This is a genomic window from Pseudomonas putida S13.1.2 (genome assembly GCF_000498395.2).
GTDB classification, from domain to species: domain Bacteria; phylum Pseudomonadota; class Gammaproteobacteria; order Pseudomonadales; family Pseudomonadaceae; genus Aquipseudomonas; species Aquipseudomonas putida_Q.
In genome coordinates, this window is sequence record NZ_CP010979.1 from 18,064 (window position 1) to 33,101 (window position 15,038).

The window sequence follows — 15,038 nt, forward strand, 5'->3', positions numbered from 1 at the left end:
GAGCCTGTCCATGACCCATGCCGAACTCTCCCGTCCCTCGCGCAAGCAACGCGTGCGTACCCTGTGGATCTCCGATGTGCACCTGGGGACTCGCGACTGCCAGGCCGAACACCTGTCGCAGTTCCTCAAGGGCTACCAGGCCGACCGCGTGTACCTGGTAGGCGACATCATCGATGGTTGGAAGCTGCGCGGCGGCATCTACTGGCCGCAAGCCCACACCAACGTGATCCGCCGCTTGCTGACCATGAGCAAGCGCGGTACCGAGGTGATCTACGTCACCGGCAACCATGACGAATTCCTGCGCCGTTACTCCAGGCTGATCCTGGGCAACATCCAGTTGGTGGATGAGGCCGAACACCTGACCGCCGATGGCCGGCGCCTGCTGGTGATCCATGGCGACCAGTTCGACGTGATTACCCGCTATCACCGCTGGCTGGCGTTTCTCGGGGACCGTGCCTACGAAATTACCCTGGTGCTCAACCGCTGGCTCAACCACTGGCGCGCGCGGTATGGCTATGGTTACTGGTCGCTGTCGGCGTACCTGAAGCACAAGGTCAAGGGCGCGGTGAACTTCATCAGTGGCTTTGAGGATGCCATTGCCCACGAGTGCACCCGGCGGGGCTTTCACGGGGTGGTGTGTGGGCACATTCACCATGCCGAGATCCGCAAGGTGGGCGAGGTGGACTACCTCAATTGCGGGGACTGGGTGGAGTCGTGCACGGCGCTGATCGAGCATTGGGATGGCAGTATCGAGCTGTATCGGCTGGCCGATGCCCAGGCGCGGGAAGCGCAGGCAGTGGCGGCGTTGCGTGAGCCGGCTTGAGGACCATGGGGCTGCTTTGCAGCCTTTTCGCGACACAAGGCCGCTCCCACGTGGGATCGCGGCCCCAGATTCCTACAGCCGGATCTTGCCCAGCAAGATATCCCGGAACATCACGAAATCCCCGGCCAGGCTGTACAGCGGATAGGTAAAGGTCGCCGGCCGGTTCTTTTCGAAAAAGAAGTGCCCGACCCAGGCAAAGCCATAGCCGAACAACGGCACGGCCAGCAAAAGCAACCACTTGCCACTGCCAATGGTGTATGCCAGCAGGGCTATCACCAGGCTGGTGCCGACGAAGTGCAGGCGGCGGCAGGTGGGGTTGCTGTGCTCCCCCAGGTAGTACGGATAGAACTCGGCAAAACTGCGGTACTGCGCTGTGCGGTTCATGGCAGTGCTCCGGGATTAATACTTCTGGACAAGATGCACGGCGTGGAGCCTGATTCGAGTCTAGAGTGACTGACGGGGCCTACCAGTGACAATAGGCGCCAAATGAGTATCCTTGGGGTTCACCGCAGGAGCGGTCGGTAAAAAGAAGCCTGTCATGAGCGAAAGAACCACGTCAGCCAGCTGGGCATCAGGGATTGTGAAGGCACTCGAACTGGAAGGGCTGGACTGCCCGTCCATGTTCAAGCAACTGGGGCTGGACTTCGCTGCCCTCGACGACCCCGATGCACGTTTCCCGCAAGATTCCATGACCCGGCTCTGGCAGCTGGCGGTGGAGCTGTCGGGCAATGAAGCCATCGGCCTGAACATGGCGCGCGTGGTAAGGCCTGCGTCATTCCATGTGGTGGGCTATGCATTGATGTCCAGCCGCACCCTGGCCGAGGGCTTCCAGCGCCTGGTGCGTTACCAGCGCATCATCGCCGAAAGCTCCGATCTCAGTTTCGTCCTTGGCGCCGAGGGCTACTCGCTGATCCTGACGGTGCATGGTGACCACCTGCCGCCGACCCGGCACAGCGCCGAAGCATCACTGGCCTGTGCGCTGGCGCTGTGCAAATGGCTGAGTGGTCGGCCGGTGCAGCCGCGCCGGGTACTGGTGCAGGGGCCACAGCCAAAAAATGTCGAACCGTACAAGGTGGCGTTCCATTCGCCCCTGGTGTTCGGCGCGCCGCACGATGCGCTGGTGTTCGAGCGGGCCGACATGGAGGCGCCGCTGCCGACTGCCAACGAGGCCATGGCGGTGCTGCACGACCGTTTTGCCGGGGAGTACCTGGCACGCTTTTCCGAAAGCCGGGTCACCCACCGCGTGCGCCAGGTATTGTGCCGCATCCTGCCGCAGGGTGAGCCCAAGCGCGAAACCCTGGCCCAGGCCCTGCACCTGTCGCAACGCACCTTGCAGCGGCGTTTGCAGGAGGAGGGCACCAGTTTCCAGACCTTGCTCGATGACACCCGTCGTGAGCTGGCCGAGCAATACCTGGCCCAGCCAGGCATGACGCTGCTTGAAACCGCCTACCTGCTGGGCTTTGCCGACCCCAGCAATTTCTACCGGGCGTTCCGCCGCTGGTTCGATGCCACCCCAAGCGAATACCGTGCACGCCTAGGCGCGGACGCCGAGGTGGTCAGTGACGCCAGAACGCCGGCATACACAGCACCAGCACCGTGATGATTTCCAGGCGGCCAAGCAGCATGCCGGCCGCCAGGATCCACTTGGCCGCGTCCGGCAGCGTGGCATAGTTGCCCGACGGGCCGATCACTTCACCCAGGCCCGGGCCCACGCCCGAAACCGTGCCGGCAGCACCGGTCAACGCGGTCATCCAGTCCACGCCCAGCAACGACAGCAGCAGGGCCATGACGCAGATGGTGATGGCGAAGAAGAACGAGAACGTCAGAATCGAACGCACGATGTCTTCGTCGAGGCGGTGGCCGTTGTATTTCTGCTTGATCACCGCACGCGGGTGAATCAGTTGGTTGAGGCTGGCCTTGAGCAGAATGTAAGCCACCTGGAAACGGAAAATCTTGATACCGCCTGCCGTCGAGCCGGAGCAGCCGCCGACGAAGCCCAGGTAGAAGAACAGCATCAGCGAGAAGTTACCCCACAGGCTGTAGTCGCCCAGGGCGAAGCCGGTGGTGGTGACCACCGAGGTCACGTTCAAGGCCACGTGGCGCAAGGCGTCGAGCCAGTGCAGGTTGGTGCTGTACCAGTACCAGGTGCCCAGCACCAACCAGGTAACGACCAGCATGCCCAGCAACCCTTGCACCTGCTGGTCGCGGATCAGTGCCCTGCGGTTGCCGCGCAGGGTGGCGACGTAAAGGGTGAACGGCAGGCTGCCCATGATCATGACCACCACCGCAACCCAGTGCACGGCCGGGATATCCCATTTGGCCAGCGACTGGTCGGAGGTGGAGAAGCCGCCGGTGGAGATTGCCGACATGGCGTGGTTGATCGCATCGAACGGGCTCATCCCCGCCCACCAGAAGGCCAGCGAGCCGAGGATCGAGAAGCCGACGTACACCCCTACGATCGACTTGGCGACCATGTGCGAGCGCGGCATGACCTTTTCCGAGCGGTCGGACGATTCGGTCTGGAACAGGCGCATGCCCCCGATGCGCAGCAATGGCAGGATCGCCACCGCCATGGCGATGAAGCCGATGCCGCCGAGCCAGTGCAGCATGGAGCGCCACATGAGAATACCCGGCGACATGGTATCGAGCCCGCTGAGTACGGTAGCGCCGGTAGCGGTGATGCCCGACATGCTTTCGAAGAAGGCGTCGGTATAGCTGATGTGCTGGGTCAGCAGGAATGGCAGGGCGGCAAACACACACACCACCAGCCAGCTGCTGACCGTCAGCAGGTACATGTCACGCGGGCGCAGGTGCACATGCTCGGGGCGGCCCGGTACCACCAGTGCCAGGCCGGCGATGAAGGTGATGAGGCTCGACCAGAGGAAGGACGGCATGTCACCGGTGCGCTCGAAGATCACCAGGGTCGCCATGGGCACGGCCATGCCGACGGCGAGGGTAATCAGGAAGATGCCGATGATGAAACCAATGATCCTTAAGGTCGGCAACGCCATGTGATCTGCTCTGACTCGAAACGGAAGGGCGCCATTCTACCTATGGGTCTGGTGATGTAAACGCTAGAATGGCCGCACATTCAACTGCCAGGAGGGTAGCCGATGGAGGCTCTCGACGCATTGCTCAACCGTGTTTCCGTGCCACGCCTGACCGACCCGGCACCCAATGCCGCCCAGCGCGAGGCGCTGTTTCAGGCTGCCTTGCGCGCCCCTGATCATGGCCAGCTGCGGCCATGGCGCTTCCTGACCATCGAGGGCCAGGGCCGTGAAAAGCTGGGCGAGCTGTTCGCTGAAGCGGTGCAGAACAAGGGCGATGCCAGCCAGGCAGCGCTGGACAAAGCCCGCGCCATGCCGCTGCGGGCACCGTTGCTGATCGTGGTAATCGCCAGGCTGCAGGACCACTTCAAGGTACCCAAGTCCGAACAGCGCCTGGCCGCGGGCTGTGCGGCGCACGGCATTCTGATTGCCGCGCATGCGCAAGGCGTCGGGGCGGTGTGGCGCACCGGGGACATGGCTTTTGATGCCCATGTGCACAAGGGCCTGGGTCTGGCCGAGAACGAAGAGTTGATCGGTTACCTGTATGTCGGCACGCCACTGACCGAGCCGCGCACTGCGCCGGTGCTGGAAACTGCCGAGTTCGTCAGCGCCTGGGGCGAATAACGCAGCCTAGGGCTGATTATTGCATCAGGGCCACTGGCCTCTTCGCGGGGCAAGCCCGCTCCCACAGGTACTGTGCGCTGCCTGATACCTGCACCGTACCTGTGGGAGCGGGCTTGCCCCGCGAAGAGGCCAGTGGCCTTTACATCACATCAACTGCCAGTAGCTTCAGCCAAGGGCAACTCCAGCCTGGCCACAAAGCCCCCCTGTGGATGGTTGTCCAGCGCCAGTCTCCCGCCATGGCGCTCTGCAGCCTTGCGCGCAATCGCCAGCCCCAGGCCATGCCCCGGTGCGTCCTGCCCCGGTGCGCGGAAGAACGGCTCGCCCAGCTGGGCCAGGTGCTCCGCTGCCGCCCCTGGCCCATGGTCGCGCACGCTGATCACGATGTGGTCCTGCTCACGCACGGCGCTGACCTCGACCGGCTGCCCCGCCGGGTTGAAGCGCAGGGCATTGCGCAGCAGGTTGTCCACCGCACGCTCGATCAGCGTTGGCCAGCCCTGTAGGGTCAACCCCGGCTGCGCTTCCAGCCGCACGTCCTGGTCCGGTGCGCTCAGCAAGGCATCCTTGCGCACGCTGCCGAGCAGCGCATTGAGGTCGACCGGCTCGGCATGAGCCTGCTCGGCATCGACCCGGGCCAAGGCAAGGATTTCGCTGATCAGGTCCTCCAGTCGGTCGCACTCGCGGGTCAGGCGCGGCCACAAGGTTTCCCGCTGCTCGGGCCCGGCGCGCTCGGCCAAGGCCAGGGCGATGCGCAGCCTGGCCAGCGGCGAGCGCAACTCATGGGAAACATCGCGCAGCAACTGGCGCTGGCTGCCAATGGTGCTTTGCAGGCGCGCGCCCATCTTGTTGAAGTCCTTGGCCAGCACGCCAAACTCGTCACGCCTTGCTGCCAGCTGCGCCAGGCTGTTCTGCTGGTAGGTGGTCTGGCCCAGGTCATGCACGGCGCTGCGCAGGCGGCTTAGCGGGCGGGTAATGGACAGGGTGACCAGCAGGCTGAACAGGGTCAGTACCACCAGTGCAATGCCCAAGGCGCTGAGCGGCCACAGCAGGCTTTCGCGGTGCCAGGCGTCCAGCGCAGGGTGGGGGATGCGGTAGATCAGCAGATAGGTTTCGCCAGTCTCGGGGCTGGTGTATTCCTCGGTCAGCCGGCGCCATGGGAGGCGCCGCTCGTCATTGTGCTGGCGTGCCTCGAAGGCCGCCGCACGGCGCGGGAAGGTGCCAGGCACCACGGCCTCGCCACTGTCGTCGAGCACCTGCACATCGATCTTGTAGCGATCTTTGCGCCGCTCCAGAAAATGCTGCGCCGCATCCAGGCCGTCCTGCTCGTAATGTTTGGCCCACTTGCTGGCCAGGGTGTTCAGGCCCGGGTGGCGGCTAAGGATCCACGCATCCTGGTTGAGCATGTGGCCCAGCAGGATCGACAGGCCTGCGACCAGGGTGATGGCCAGCCAGAAACTGGCCAGGATGCGCCAGAACAGTGAACGCAAGTGCACCTCCTGTAAACGGTAAAAGCCCGGCCCGCGGGGAGGCGGGCCGGGCATCGGGCGGACAGCTTACTGAGTCTTGGTGCCTTTTTCAGCTTTCCAGGCCTGGAACTCCTGCCACTCGGCTTTCTTTGCAGCGCGTTCTTTTTGCAGTTCGTCGAACTTCTTCTGCTGCTCAGGTTTGAGCAGGTTGCGCACTGCGGCGTCGGTCTTGTCGCGGCTGGCTTGCAGCTCGTCCTTCATGGCTTTCTGGTCGGCGGCTGGCAGCTTGGCCAGGTAGCGCTCGTTGATGTCACGGCGCTGCTGCATCTGCTCGCCCATCAGCTTGCCGATCTGCTGGCGCTGGTCGCGGCTCAGGTCCAGTTGATGGAAAGGCGCATCACCGCGATGATGCGGGCCGTCGTGACGCGGGCCGCCTTCAGGCATGGCCATGGCCACGGTCGGCAGGGCGGCGGCAAACATCAGGGCGATAAGGGTCTTGCGCATGGTGTCTCTCCTTTCATAGGCCGGTGGTTACCGGATGAGCACAGTCTAGGGAGATCACCGTCAAGCGCAGTCAGGGGATGGTAAAGGCTCGGTAAAGAACAGCTATCTACAGGCAGTAGTAATAGCCACGGCTACGCAGCGCCACGATACGCGGCCGGCCATCGGCATGCGGGCCGATCTTCTTGCGCAGGTTGCTGACATGCATGTCCAGGCTGCGGTCGTACAGGGTCAGTTTGCGGCCCAGGCCGATCTGCGCCAGTTCCTGCTTGTCCAGTGGTTCGCCGGGCTGGCGCAGCAGGGCTTCAAGAATGCGGCTTTCGGACAGCGTCAGGGTCATTTCACGGCCATCGATGCTGGCCACGCCACGCGCCGGGCTGTACACCAGATCGCCCAGTTCCACCTGGCTGGTGGTGGCGGTGGGGTGGCTGCGACGCAATACGGCCCGCAGACGGGCGGTGAGCTCGCGCGGGTCGCAAGGTTTGGCCAGGTAATCGTCGGCACCCAGTTCCAGGCCGAGAATGCGGTCCAGCGGCTCGCCGCGTGCAGAAAGCATCAGCACCGGCAGCTCGGTATGCGCGCTGCGCAATTGCTTGAGCAATTCCAGGCCGCTGCCATCGGGCAGCATCACGTCCAGCACCACGGCCGCCGGGGCGTGGTCGGCCAGGGCCTGGCGTGCGCTCTGGCCATCATGGCAGGCACGCACGGTGAACCCTTCCTGGGTCAGCCAGCTGCCGAGCAGCTCGCACAGTTCCTGGTCATCATCAATCAGTAACAGCTCGCTCATGACTCACTCAATTCAACCATTGACGGCGGCTATTCGGCCCGCCAGTGGCAAAGATACCGCAGACTGATGGCAGCGGTATAACGACTGGTACCGCGTCAGCTTCTTCGCGGGCAAGCCCGCGAAGAAGGCGGCGCGGTCTCAGATCAAGGAAGTACTTGCTTGAACGGCTTGACGACGACTTTGTCGTACACACCCGCAGCAATGTAAGGATCAGCGTCGGCCCAGGCTTGCGCCGCAGCCAGCGATTCGAATTCGGCAACGATCAGGCTACCGCTGAAACCGGCTTCGCCCGGGTCGTTGCTGTCGATGGCCGGGTGTGGGCCGGCCAGCACCACGCGGCCTTCGGCCTTGAGCTGCTGCAGGCGTTCGATGTGCGCCGGGCGGGCAGCCAGGCGCTTTTCCAGGGAGTTTGCGACGTCGCTGGCGATGATGGCGTAGAGCATGTCAATCCTTGGGTTTGGTAGTAGAAGGGTCGTCGTGCAGGTGGCGCGACAGGTACACGCCTTGCGCCACCAGGAAGATCACGGTCATGCCCAGGCTGCCGAACACCTTGAAGTCCACCCAGAAGTCCTGGAAGGTAAAGGCGACGAACAGGTTGGCCGCGCCGCAGAACAGGAAGAAGGCGATCCAGGCAACGTTCAGGCGGGACCAGACGGCATCAGGCAGGGTCAGGGCGTGGCCCATGATGCGCTTGATCAGCACCCGGTCGCCGATGAAATGGCTGCCAGCAAAGCCCAGGGCGAACAACCAGTTGACCACCGGTGCTTTCCATTTGAGGAAGGTTTCGCTGTGGAAGGTCAGGGTCAGGCCGCCAAACACCAGGCAGGCCACCAGCGTCAGCCACTGGCCCTTTTCCAGCCTGCGCTGGCGCAGGAACAGCGCGCCGTACACCACCAGCGAGCTGATGATCAGCATGGCCGTGGCGCTGTAGATGCCGCCAAATTCGAAGCTATGGCCGGCGACTTCCATGGGGCGCGGGTCCAGCTTGTAGACGATGAAGAACAGCAGCAGCGGGATGAAATCGATGAATTGTTTCACAATGGCAGCCAGAATCGGGATGTGACGGCATAATAACAAACATCGAATCCAGCGAAAGCGCTCCTCCATGAATGTTGATCTGCACTGTCACAGTACGGCCTCCGACGGCGCCCTGTCGCCCTCGGTACTGGTTGCCCGGGCCCATGAGCACGGGGTGCAAACGCTGGCGCTGACTGACCATGACACCCTCGAAGGCCTGCCCGAAGCGCGCCAGGCCTGCATTGAGCGGGGCATGCGCTGGGTCAGCGGGGTGGAATTGTCGTGCACCTGGGGTGGCGCGACCATCCATGTGCTGGGTTATGACTTCCCGCTGGACGCGCCGCCCTTGCTGGCGGCGATTGAAGCACTGCACAGTGGTCGCTGGCTGCGCGCCGAAGAAATAGACAAACGGCTGGCAGCCAAGGGCATGCCCGGCACGCTCGAGGGCGCCCGCGCCGTGCAGCACGAGCTGGGCGACAGCGGCAACGCCCCGGCGCGCCCGCATTTTGCCGAGTACCTGGTGCGTGCCGGGCACGTCAAGGACCGTGGCGAGGCGTTTCGCAAGTGGCTGGGTGCCGGCAAGCTGGGCGACGTCAAGCAGCACTGGCCGACCCTCGACGAAACTGTCGCCACCCTGCGCCAGTCCAAAGCATGGGTAAGCCTGGCGCACCCCATGCACTACGACCTGACCCGCAGCAAGCGCAGAAGGCTGATTGCCGACTATATTCAGGCAGGCGGGCAGGCACTTGAGGTGGTCAACGGGATGATGCCGGCCGAGCAGGTGGGCACGATGTCCATCCTTACGCGTGAGTTCGGCTTGCTGGCAAGCGCTGGCAGTGACTTCCACGGCCCCGGCACCTGGGGAGAGATCGGTGCCTACCGGCCTTTGCCCGAGGACCTGCCACCTCTGTGGCGTCGATTCAGCCATGAACAGCCTTTGGCGCTATGAACAGGATGACTACGTGAGCCAATTTTTCCAGATTCATGCGGAGAACCCCCAGGCGCGCCTGATAAAGCAGGCCGTCGAGATCATCCGCAAGGGTGGTGTGGTGGTGTATCCGACCGACTCGGCCTACGCGCTCGGCTGCCAGATCGGCGATAAAAACGCCATCGAGCGGGTTCGGCGCTTGCGCCAGCTGGACAAGCAGCACAACTTCACCCTGCTGTGCTGCGACTTGTCGCAAATGGGGTTGTTCGCCAAAATCGACACGTCGACGTTCCGCCTGCTCAAAGCGCATGTTCCCGGGCCTTATACGTTCATTCTCAATGCCACCCGTGAAGTGCCACGGCTGTTGATGCACGAAAAGCGCCGCACAATCGGGCTGCGTGTCCCGTCCAATCCCATTGTTCTGGCACTGCTGGAAGAACTGGGTGAGCCGTTGATGAGCGTGAGCCTGATCTTGCCCGGGGACGAAGAGCCGATGACCGACCCCTACGAGATCCGTCAGCGCCTGGAGCACCATGTCGACCTGATCATCGATGGCGGTTTCGGCGACCTCAAGGCGTCGACCATCATTGACCTCACCGGCGATGAGCCTGCGCTGATCCGCGAAGGCTGCGGCGACCCCTCGCCGTTTCTGGTCAGCGCGTGAGCCACCTGGAAACGCCCGAGGCACCGGCTGAGCAGGCCGAGTCGCCTCGGCAGCTGCAACTGGCCCTGGTCTACGGCGAAGCCCTGACCGAAATGCCGCTGGACCTGTACATCCCGCCGGATGCCCTGGAAGTCATCCTCGAAGCCTTCGAAGGGCCGCTGGACCTGTTGCTGTACCTGATCCGCAAGCAGAACATCGACATCCTCGACATCCCGGTGGCAGAAATCACCCGCCAGTACATGGGCTACGTGGAGCTGATGAAGAGCGTGCGCCTGGAGCTGGCTGCCGAGTACCTGGTGATGGCCGCCATGCTGGCCGAGATCAAGTCGCGCATGCTGCTGCCGCGTTCGGCCGATGTCGAGGAGGAGGAGGGCGACCCGCGCGCCGAGCTGATCCGCCGCCTGCAGGAGTACGAGCGTTTCAAGGCCGCAGCCGAGGGCATCGACGACCTGCCACGGGTGGGCCGCGATGTCGTGGTGCCACGGCTGGAAGCACCGCAGGCCAAGGTGCGCAAGCTGCTGCCGCAGGTCAGCCTGGAAGAGCTGCTGGTGTCCATGGCCGAGGTGATGCGCCGCAACGACCTGTTCGAAAGCCACCAGATCAGCCGTGAGACCTTGTCCACCCGCGAGCGCATGAGCCAGGTGCTGGAGCGCCTCAAAGGCGGTGCTTTCGTGCCGTTCGGCGAGCTGTTTGCCGCCGAAGAGGGCAAGCTGGGTGTGGTGGTAACCTTCATGGCAGTTCTCGAACTGGTGAAGGAATCGCTGATCGAACTGGTGCAGAATGAACCCTTCGCCGCCATCCACGTGCGGCTTCGCCCAGCGCTTGTTGAAGAACCTGATGAACCTGAATGACCCCCGCGACCTGGCGTCACTGATCGAAGCTTTTTTGCTGGCTTCGGGCAAGCCGCAATCACTGGAGCGCTTGTACGAGCTGCTTGAAGAAGCCGAGCGCCCCGAGCCCCAGGTGTTCAAGCAGGCCCTTGAGCTACTGGGCAAGTCGTGCAGCGGCCGCGCCTTCGAGCTAAAGGAAGTGGCCAGCGGCTACCGCCTGCAAATCCGCGAGGACTATGCGCCATGGGTCGGGCGCCTGTGGGAAGAGCGCCCGCAGCGTTATTCGCGCGCGCTGCTCGAAACCCTGGCCCTGATCGCCTACCGCCAGCCCATCACCCGTGGCGAGATCGAAGACGTGCGGGGCGTGGCGGTGAACAGCAACATCATCAGGACCCTGGTCGAGCGCGAGTGGATTCGCGTGGTCGGCTACCGTGAAGTGCCCGGGCGGCCAGCGATGTTTGCCACGACCAAGGTGTTTCTCGACCATTTCAACCTCAAGAGCCTGGATGAGCTGCCGGCCTTGGCCGAGCTGCGCGAAATGGAGCCGGAGCCGCTGCTCGACCCGGATGACGCGCCCGTGCCGGCGCACCTGCAGGCGTTGGCGGATGCCAGCCTCGGGGACGAAGAGGTTGCTGAGCCAAAGGACGAAACAAGCTTCCGTAGCTTGCTGGTGGAGCTGGATGCCATGGAAGAGGGGCTGAAGATTGATTTTGATGATTTGCGCGAAGAGGAGCCCGAGGCTTCGGTGGAAGAAGAGGGCAAGTTACAGCCCTGATTCTTCTTTTGGCAGTGCTGGCCCTATCGCCGGCAAGCCAGCTCCCACAGGGGCTTCGCAGGTCTTGAATGTGGTGTTGTACTTGTGGGAGCTGGCTTGCCGGCGATAGGGCCAGTGAGCTCAACACAAGACCACTAGGCTGAAACCTCTCCCAACGCTTGCAAAACCCTCTAACCTCCAGTGCGTTCCATTGCTGAACCGCGTATGATGCGCGGCCTTTTGGCGCGTTCGTCGCCAAGAACCTGTTTTCATTCCTACACCGGGAGGTGCCCAGATGAGTGAGCAAGACCTGCAAGATACCGAAATCACCCCGCCATCCGGCGAAAAGCTGCAGAAAGTGCTGGCGCGCATTGGCGTGGGCTCGCGCCGTGATGTCGAGGCCTGGATCAGCCAGGGTCGCATCAAGGTCAACGGCGTCGCGGCTACCCTTGGCCAGCGCGTCGACCTGCACGACGCCATTGCCGTAGACGGCAAGCTGATCAAGCGCGAAGAGGCCGCAGAGGCCACTCGCCGGGTGATCATGTACAACAAGCCCGATGGCGAAATCTGCACCCGTGACGACCCTGAAGGGCGCCCGACCGTGTTCGACCGCCTGCCACGGCCAAAAGAGGGCCGCTGGATCAACATCGGCCGCCTCGACATCAACACCACCGGATTGTTGCTGTTCACCACCGACGGTGAGCTGGCCAACCGCCTGATGCACCCGTCTTACGAGATGGACCGTGAGTACGCGGTACGTGTGCGTGGTGAAGTCGACGACGAGATGATCGAGCGCCTGAAAGCCGGCGTGATGCTGGAAGACGGCCCGGCCAAGTTCACCGACATCCAGAAGGCACCAGGTGGCGAAGGCTTCAACCACTGGTACCACTGCGTGGTGATGGAAGGCCGTAACCGAGAGGTGCGTCGCCTGTGGGAATCCCAGGGCATGGTGGTCAGCCGCCTGAAGCGCGTGCGTTTCGGCCCGGTGTTCCTCAACTCCGACCTGCCGATGGGCCGCTGGCGTGAAATGACCCAGGGCGAAATCGACATCCTGGCCGCTGAAGTGGGCCTGCAGCCAGTAGCGCTGCCGGCCATGAAGCTCAAGGCCAAGGACAAGATGGAGCGCCTGCAGCGCAAGTCCACCCGCCCGCTGGGCCGTGGCGAGCGCGTACGCAACCTGCGCCCGGCTCACGAAGGTGCCGCTACTGGCGAGCGCCCGGCGCGTCAGCCGCGTGAAGAGGCTCCGCGTAAACCTAACCGTGGCAGCACGGTGGCCGAGCGCCCAAGCGATATGCGCAAGCGCCCGGGCAAGCCTGAGGGTGACAAGCCGGCAGGCCGTGGTCGCGGCAAGCCGCGTGGCTGATAAGCCAATGTGGTAATCAAGAAACCAGCCTTCGGGCTGGTTTTTTTATGCCTGTGGGAATTGGGCTCTGCAAAGCGGCCCCAAGATATTGAACAAAAAGAATTTTTCGGACGACTGGCAAGTTCCTGAACCGCTCTGTAAAGAAATCTATACGAACATGGCCGTTTTCAGTCCGCATTTCAGATCAAGCCCGATCGTGTAAACAAACCTTGCCGGCGTCCATGTGCCAAAGCCGCTGCCCTGGCCCCACCCACCCTTGCCCAAACCCCCGTCCCCACGGTGTTATAGCCGCCATTGCCGCGTGCAAGAGCCCGTCCACAGAGCCGGGCTGACAAAACAACAAATGGAGGCGCCATGTACGCCGATCACTCCGCCTTTCAAGGCCCATACCACAGGATCGCTGCGTTTTTTCCGGATGGAAGGACGCAACGCGTTGACGCCTGCGCGTTTGCAGGGGTATACAGTGCGCCGCGTTTTACCTGTGACCCTCTTGCGTACCGCGCACTCTTGATCACGCCTGGTTGACCCGCCTCGGCGGCACCTGAGGTCAAGAAACCCAAGGTAACCACCTTGCCCATTCCGCTGCGCCACGAGCGCGGTGGGTCCGATTCCGTCACAGATAAAAACAATGCAGGTGACTTCGTTCATGAGTGGACAAAACATGCATTCAGGCGAGCTCAAGCGGGGCCTGAAGAACCGCCACATCCAGTTGATCGCCCTTGGTGGTGCGATTGGTACCGGCCTGTTCCTCGGTTCGGCAGGCGTGATGAAATCCGCCGGCCCGTCCATGATCCTTGGCTACGCCATTTGCGGCTTCATCGCCTTCATGATCATGCGCCAGCTGGGCGAAATGATTGTCGAAGAGCCGGTGGCCGGCTCGTTCAGCCATTTCGCCCACACCTACTGGGGTGGTTTCGCCGGCTTCCTGTCGGGTTGGAACTGCTGGGTGCTGTACATCCTGGTGGGCATGTCGGAGCTTTCGGCGGTGGGCAAGTATGTTCACTACTGGTGGCCGGAGATTCCTACCTGGGTCACGGCGGCGGCGTTCTTCGTGCTGATCAACGCCATCAACCTGATGAACGTGAAGTTCTTCGGTGAAGCCGAATTCTGGTTTGCCATCATCAAGGTCGTGGCCATCGTCAGCATGATCGGCCTGGGTGCCTACCTGCTCACCAGCGGCAGCGGTGGCCCGGACGCCACCATCGCCAACCTGTGGTCCCATGGCGGCTTCTTCCCGAACGGTGTCAGCGGGTTGGTCATGGCCCTGGCGTTCATCATGTTCTCCTTCGGCGGCCTGGAAATGCTTGGCTTCACCGCTGCCGAGGCCGACAAGCCGAAGACCGTGATCCCGAAGGCGATCAACCAGGTCATCTACCGCATCCTGATTTTCTATGTCGGTGCCTTGGTGGTGCTGCTGTCGCTCACCCCGTGGGACAACCTGGTTGCCAGCATCGATGCCTCGGGTGGCAGCTACGGCAGCAGCCCGTTCGTGCAGGTGTTCTCGCTGCTGGGCAGTGACGTGGCCGCCCACCTGCTGAACTTCGTGGTATTGACCGCCGCGCTGTCGGTGTACAACAGCGGCACCTACTGCAACGCCCGCATGCTGCTGGGCATGGCCGAGCAGGGCGATGCCCCGGCGTCGCTGGCCAAGGTCGACAAGCGTGGCGTGCCAGTGCGTGCGATTCTGGTGTCGGCTGCCGTTACCTTTGTCGCCGTGCTGCTCAACTACCTGATGCCTCAGAACGCCCTGGAGCTGCTGATGTCGCTGGTAGTGGCCACCCTGGTAATCAACTGGGCGATGATCAGCTACTCGCACCTGAAGTTCCGTCAGCACCTGGACCGTACTGGCCAGAAGCCGCTGTTCAAGGCGCTGTGGTACCCCTATGGCAACTACGTGGTAATGGCCTTCGTGGTGCTGATTCTGGGCATCATGCTGATGATCCCGGGCATCCAGGTTTCGGTGTATGCGATCCCTGTGTGGCTGTTTGCGATGTTCGTTATCTACATGGTCAAGCCGCGCCGCCGGATGAATACCGGTGGGGTTGCGGGTACCGCAGCCAAGTAACTCGGCAACGTAGTCTGCAGAAACCCCAAGTCAGGCGACTGACTTGGGGTTTTTTATTGCCTGTGCCGGCCCTTTCGCGGGTAAACCCGCTCCCACAGGTACGGCGCAGCATTCGAATCCTGTGCTGACCCTGTGGGAGCGGGTTTACCCGCGAAGGGGTCGGCACAGGCAA

Annotated in this window: 16 protein-coding genes; 9 read left to right on the top strand and 7 right to left on the bottom strand. The window is 62.8% G+C overall.

Annotated features, from left to right (window positions below):
• Positions 1 to 10: 10 nt before the first annotated feature.
• Entirely contained in the window at positions 11 to 823 is an 813-nt protein-coding gene (locus N805_RS00085; RefSeq protein ID WP_019472983.1) for a UDP-2,3-diacylglucosamine diphosphatase, read from the top strand.
• Between the two features lie 72 nt (positions 824 to 895).
• On the opposite strand, the gene N805_RS00090 is transcribed toward N805_RS00085, so the two are convergent.
• On the bottom strand, positions 896 to 1,207 hold the full coding sequence (locus N805_RS00090) for a DUF962 domain-containing protein (RefSeq protein WP_016488523.1): 312 nt from the start codon (positions 1,205 to 1,207) through the stop codon (positions 896 to 898).
• Positions 1,208 to 1,361: 154 nt separating this feature from the next.
• Here N805_RS00090 and N805_RS00095 point away from each other — a divergent pair, with 154 nt between their 5' ends.
• Complete coding sequence (locus tag N805_RS00095) at positions 1,362 to 2,423, top strand: AraC family transcriptional regulator (protein ID WP_019472982.1); 1,062 nt, start codon at positions 1,362 to 1,364, stop codon at positions 2,421 to 2,423.
• Here N805_RS00095 and N805_RS00100 read toward each other — a convergent pair.
• Complete coding sequence (locus N805_RS00100) at positions 2,380 to 3,834, bottom strand: TrkH family potassium uptake protein (protein ID WP_019472981.1); 1,455 nt, start codon at positions 3,832 to 3,834, stop codon at positions 2,380 to 2,382. The genes N805_RS00095 and N805_RS00100 overlap by 44 nt on opposite strands.
• Before the next feature lie 102 nt (positions 3,835 to 3,936).
• Here N805_RS00100 and N805_RS00105 point away from each other — a divergent pair, with 102 nt between their 5' ends.
• A complete protein-coding gene (locus tag N805_RS00105; RefSeq protein ID WP_019472980.1) occupies positions 3,937 to 4,494 on the top strand; it encodes an NAD(P)H nitroreductase in 558 nt (185 codons plus the stop codon).
• Between the two features lie 149 nt (positions 4,495 to 4,643).
• Here N805_RS00105 and N805_RS00110 read toward each other — a convergent pair whose 3' ends face one another.
• From N805_RS00110 to N805_RS00130, 5 genes are all read right to left on the bottom strand, one after another.
• The gene (locus N805_RS00110; protein WP_019472979.1) at positions 4,644 to 5,984 is read right to left on the bottom strand and encodes a sensor histidine kinase; all 1,341 of its coding nucleotides are present in this window, start codon (positions 5,982 to 5,984) and stop codon (positions 4,644 to 4,646) included.
• 60 nt (positions 5,985 to 6,044) lie between these two features.
• The gene (locus N805_RS00115; protein WP_019472978.1) at positions 6,045 to 6,461 is read right to left on the bottom strand and encodes a Spy/CpxP family protein refolding chaperone; all 417 of its coding nucleotides are present in this window, start codon (positions 6,459 to 6,461) and stop codon (positions 6,045 to 6,047) included.
• A gap of 106 nt (positions 6,462 to 6,567) precedes the next feature.
• Positions 6,568 to 7,245: a response regulator transcription factor gene (locus N805_RS00120; RefSeq protein ID WP_019472977.1), complete on the bottom strand. Its 678-nt coding sequence runs from the start codon at positions 7,243 to 7,245 to the stop codon at positions 6,568 to 6,570.
• Positions 7,246 to 7,388: 143 nt separating this feature from the next.
• Entirely contained in the window at positions 7,389 to 7,688 is a 300-nt protein-coding gene (locus N805_RS00125) for a YciI family protein (protein ID WP_012273585.1), read from the bottom strand.
• Position 7,689: 1 nt separating this feature from the next.
• On the bottom strand, positions 7,690 to 8,283 hold the full coding sequence (locus N805_RS00130) for a septation protein A (protein ID WP_019472976.1): 594 nt from the start codon (positions 8,281 to 8,283) through the stop codon (positions 7,690 to 7,692).
• Between the two features lie 67 nt (positions 8,284 to 8,350).
• Between N805_RS00130 and N805_RS00135 the strand changes: the two genes are divergently transcribed.
• From N805_RS00135 to N805_RS00160, 6 genes are all read left to right on the top strand, one after another.
• Positions 8,351 to 9,211, top strand: a complete 861-nt coding sequence (locus tag N805_RS00135; RefSeq protein ID WP_019472975.1) for a PHP domain-containing protein — start codon at positions 8,351 to 8,353, stop codon at positions 9,209 to 9,211.
• A gap of 13 nt (positions 9,212 to 9,224) precedes the next feature.
• Entirely contained in the window at positions 9,225 to 9,854 is a 630-nt protein-coding gene (locus N805_RS00140) for an L-threonylcarbamoyladenylate synthase (protein WP_033692669.1), read from the top strand.
• A 125-nt stretch (positions 9,855 to 9,979) separates the two neighbouring features.
• Positions 9,980 to 10,705, top strand: coding sequence for a segregation and condensation protein A (locus N805_RS00145; protein ID WP_177313767.1), 726 nt, complete (start codon positions 9,980 to 9,982; stop codon positions 10,703 to 10,705).
• Positions 10,692 to 11,459: an SMC-Scp complex subunit ScpB gene (scpB, locus tag N805_RS00150; RefSeq protein ID WP_019472972.1), complete on the top strand. Its 768-nt coding sequence runs from the start codon at positions 10,692 to 10,694 to the stop codon at positions 11,457 to 11,459. Before N805_RS00145 ends, scpB begins: the two co-directional genes overlap by 14 nt.
• A gap of 274 nt (positions 11,460 to 11,733) precedes the next feature.
• Positions 11,734 to 12,801: a 23S rRNA pseudouridine(2605) synthase RluB gene (gene rluB, locus N805_RS00155; protein ID WP_016498477.1), complete on the top strand. Its 1,068-nt coding sequence runs from the start codon at positions 11,734 to 11,736 to the stop codon at positions 12,799 to 12,801.
• Between the two features lie 646 nt (positions 12,802 to 13,447).
• Complete coding sequence (locus N805_RS00160; protein WP_177313765.1) at positions 13,448 to 14,866, top strand: amino acid permease; 1,419 nt, start codon at positions 13,448 to 13,450, stop codon at positions 14,864 to 14,866.
• Positions 14,867 to 15,038 lie beyond the last annotated feature (172 nt).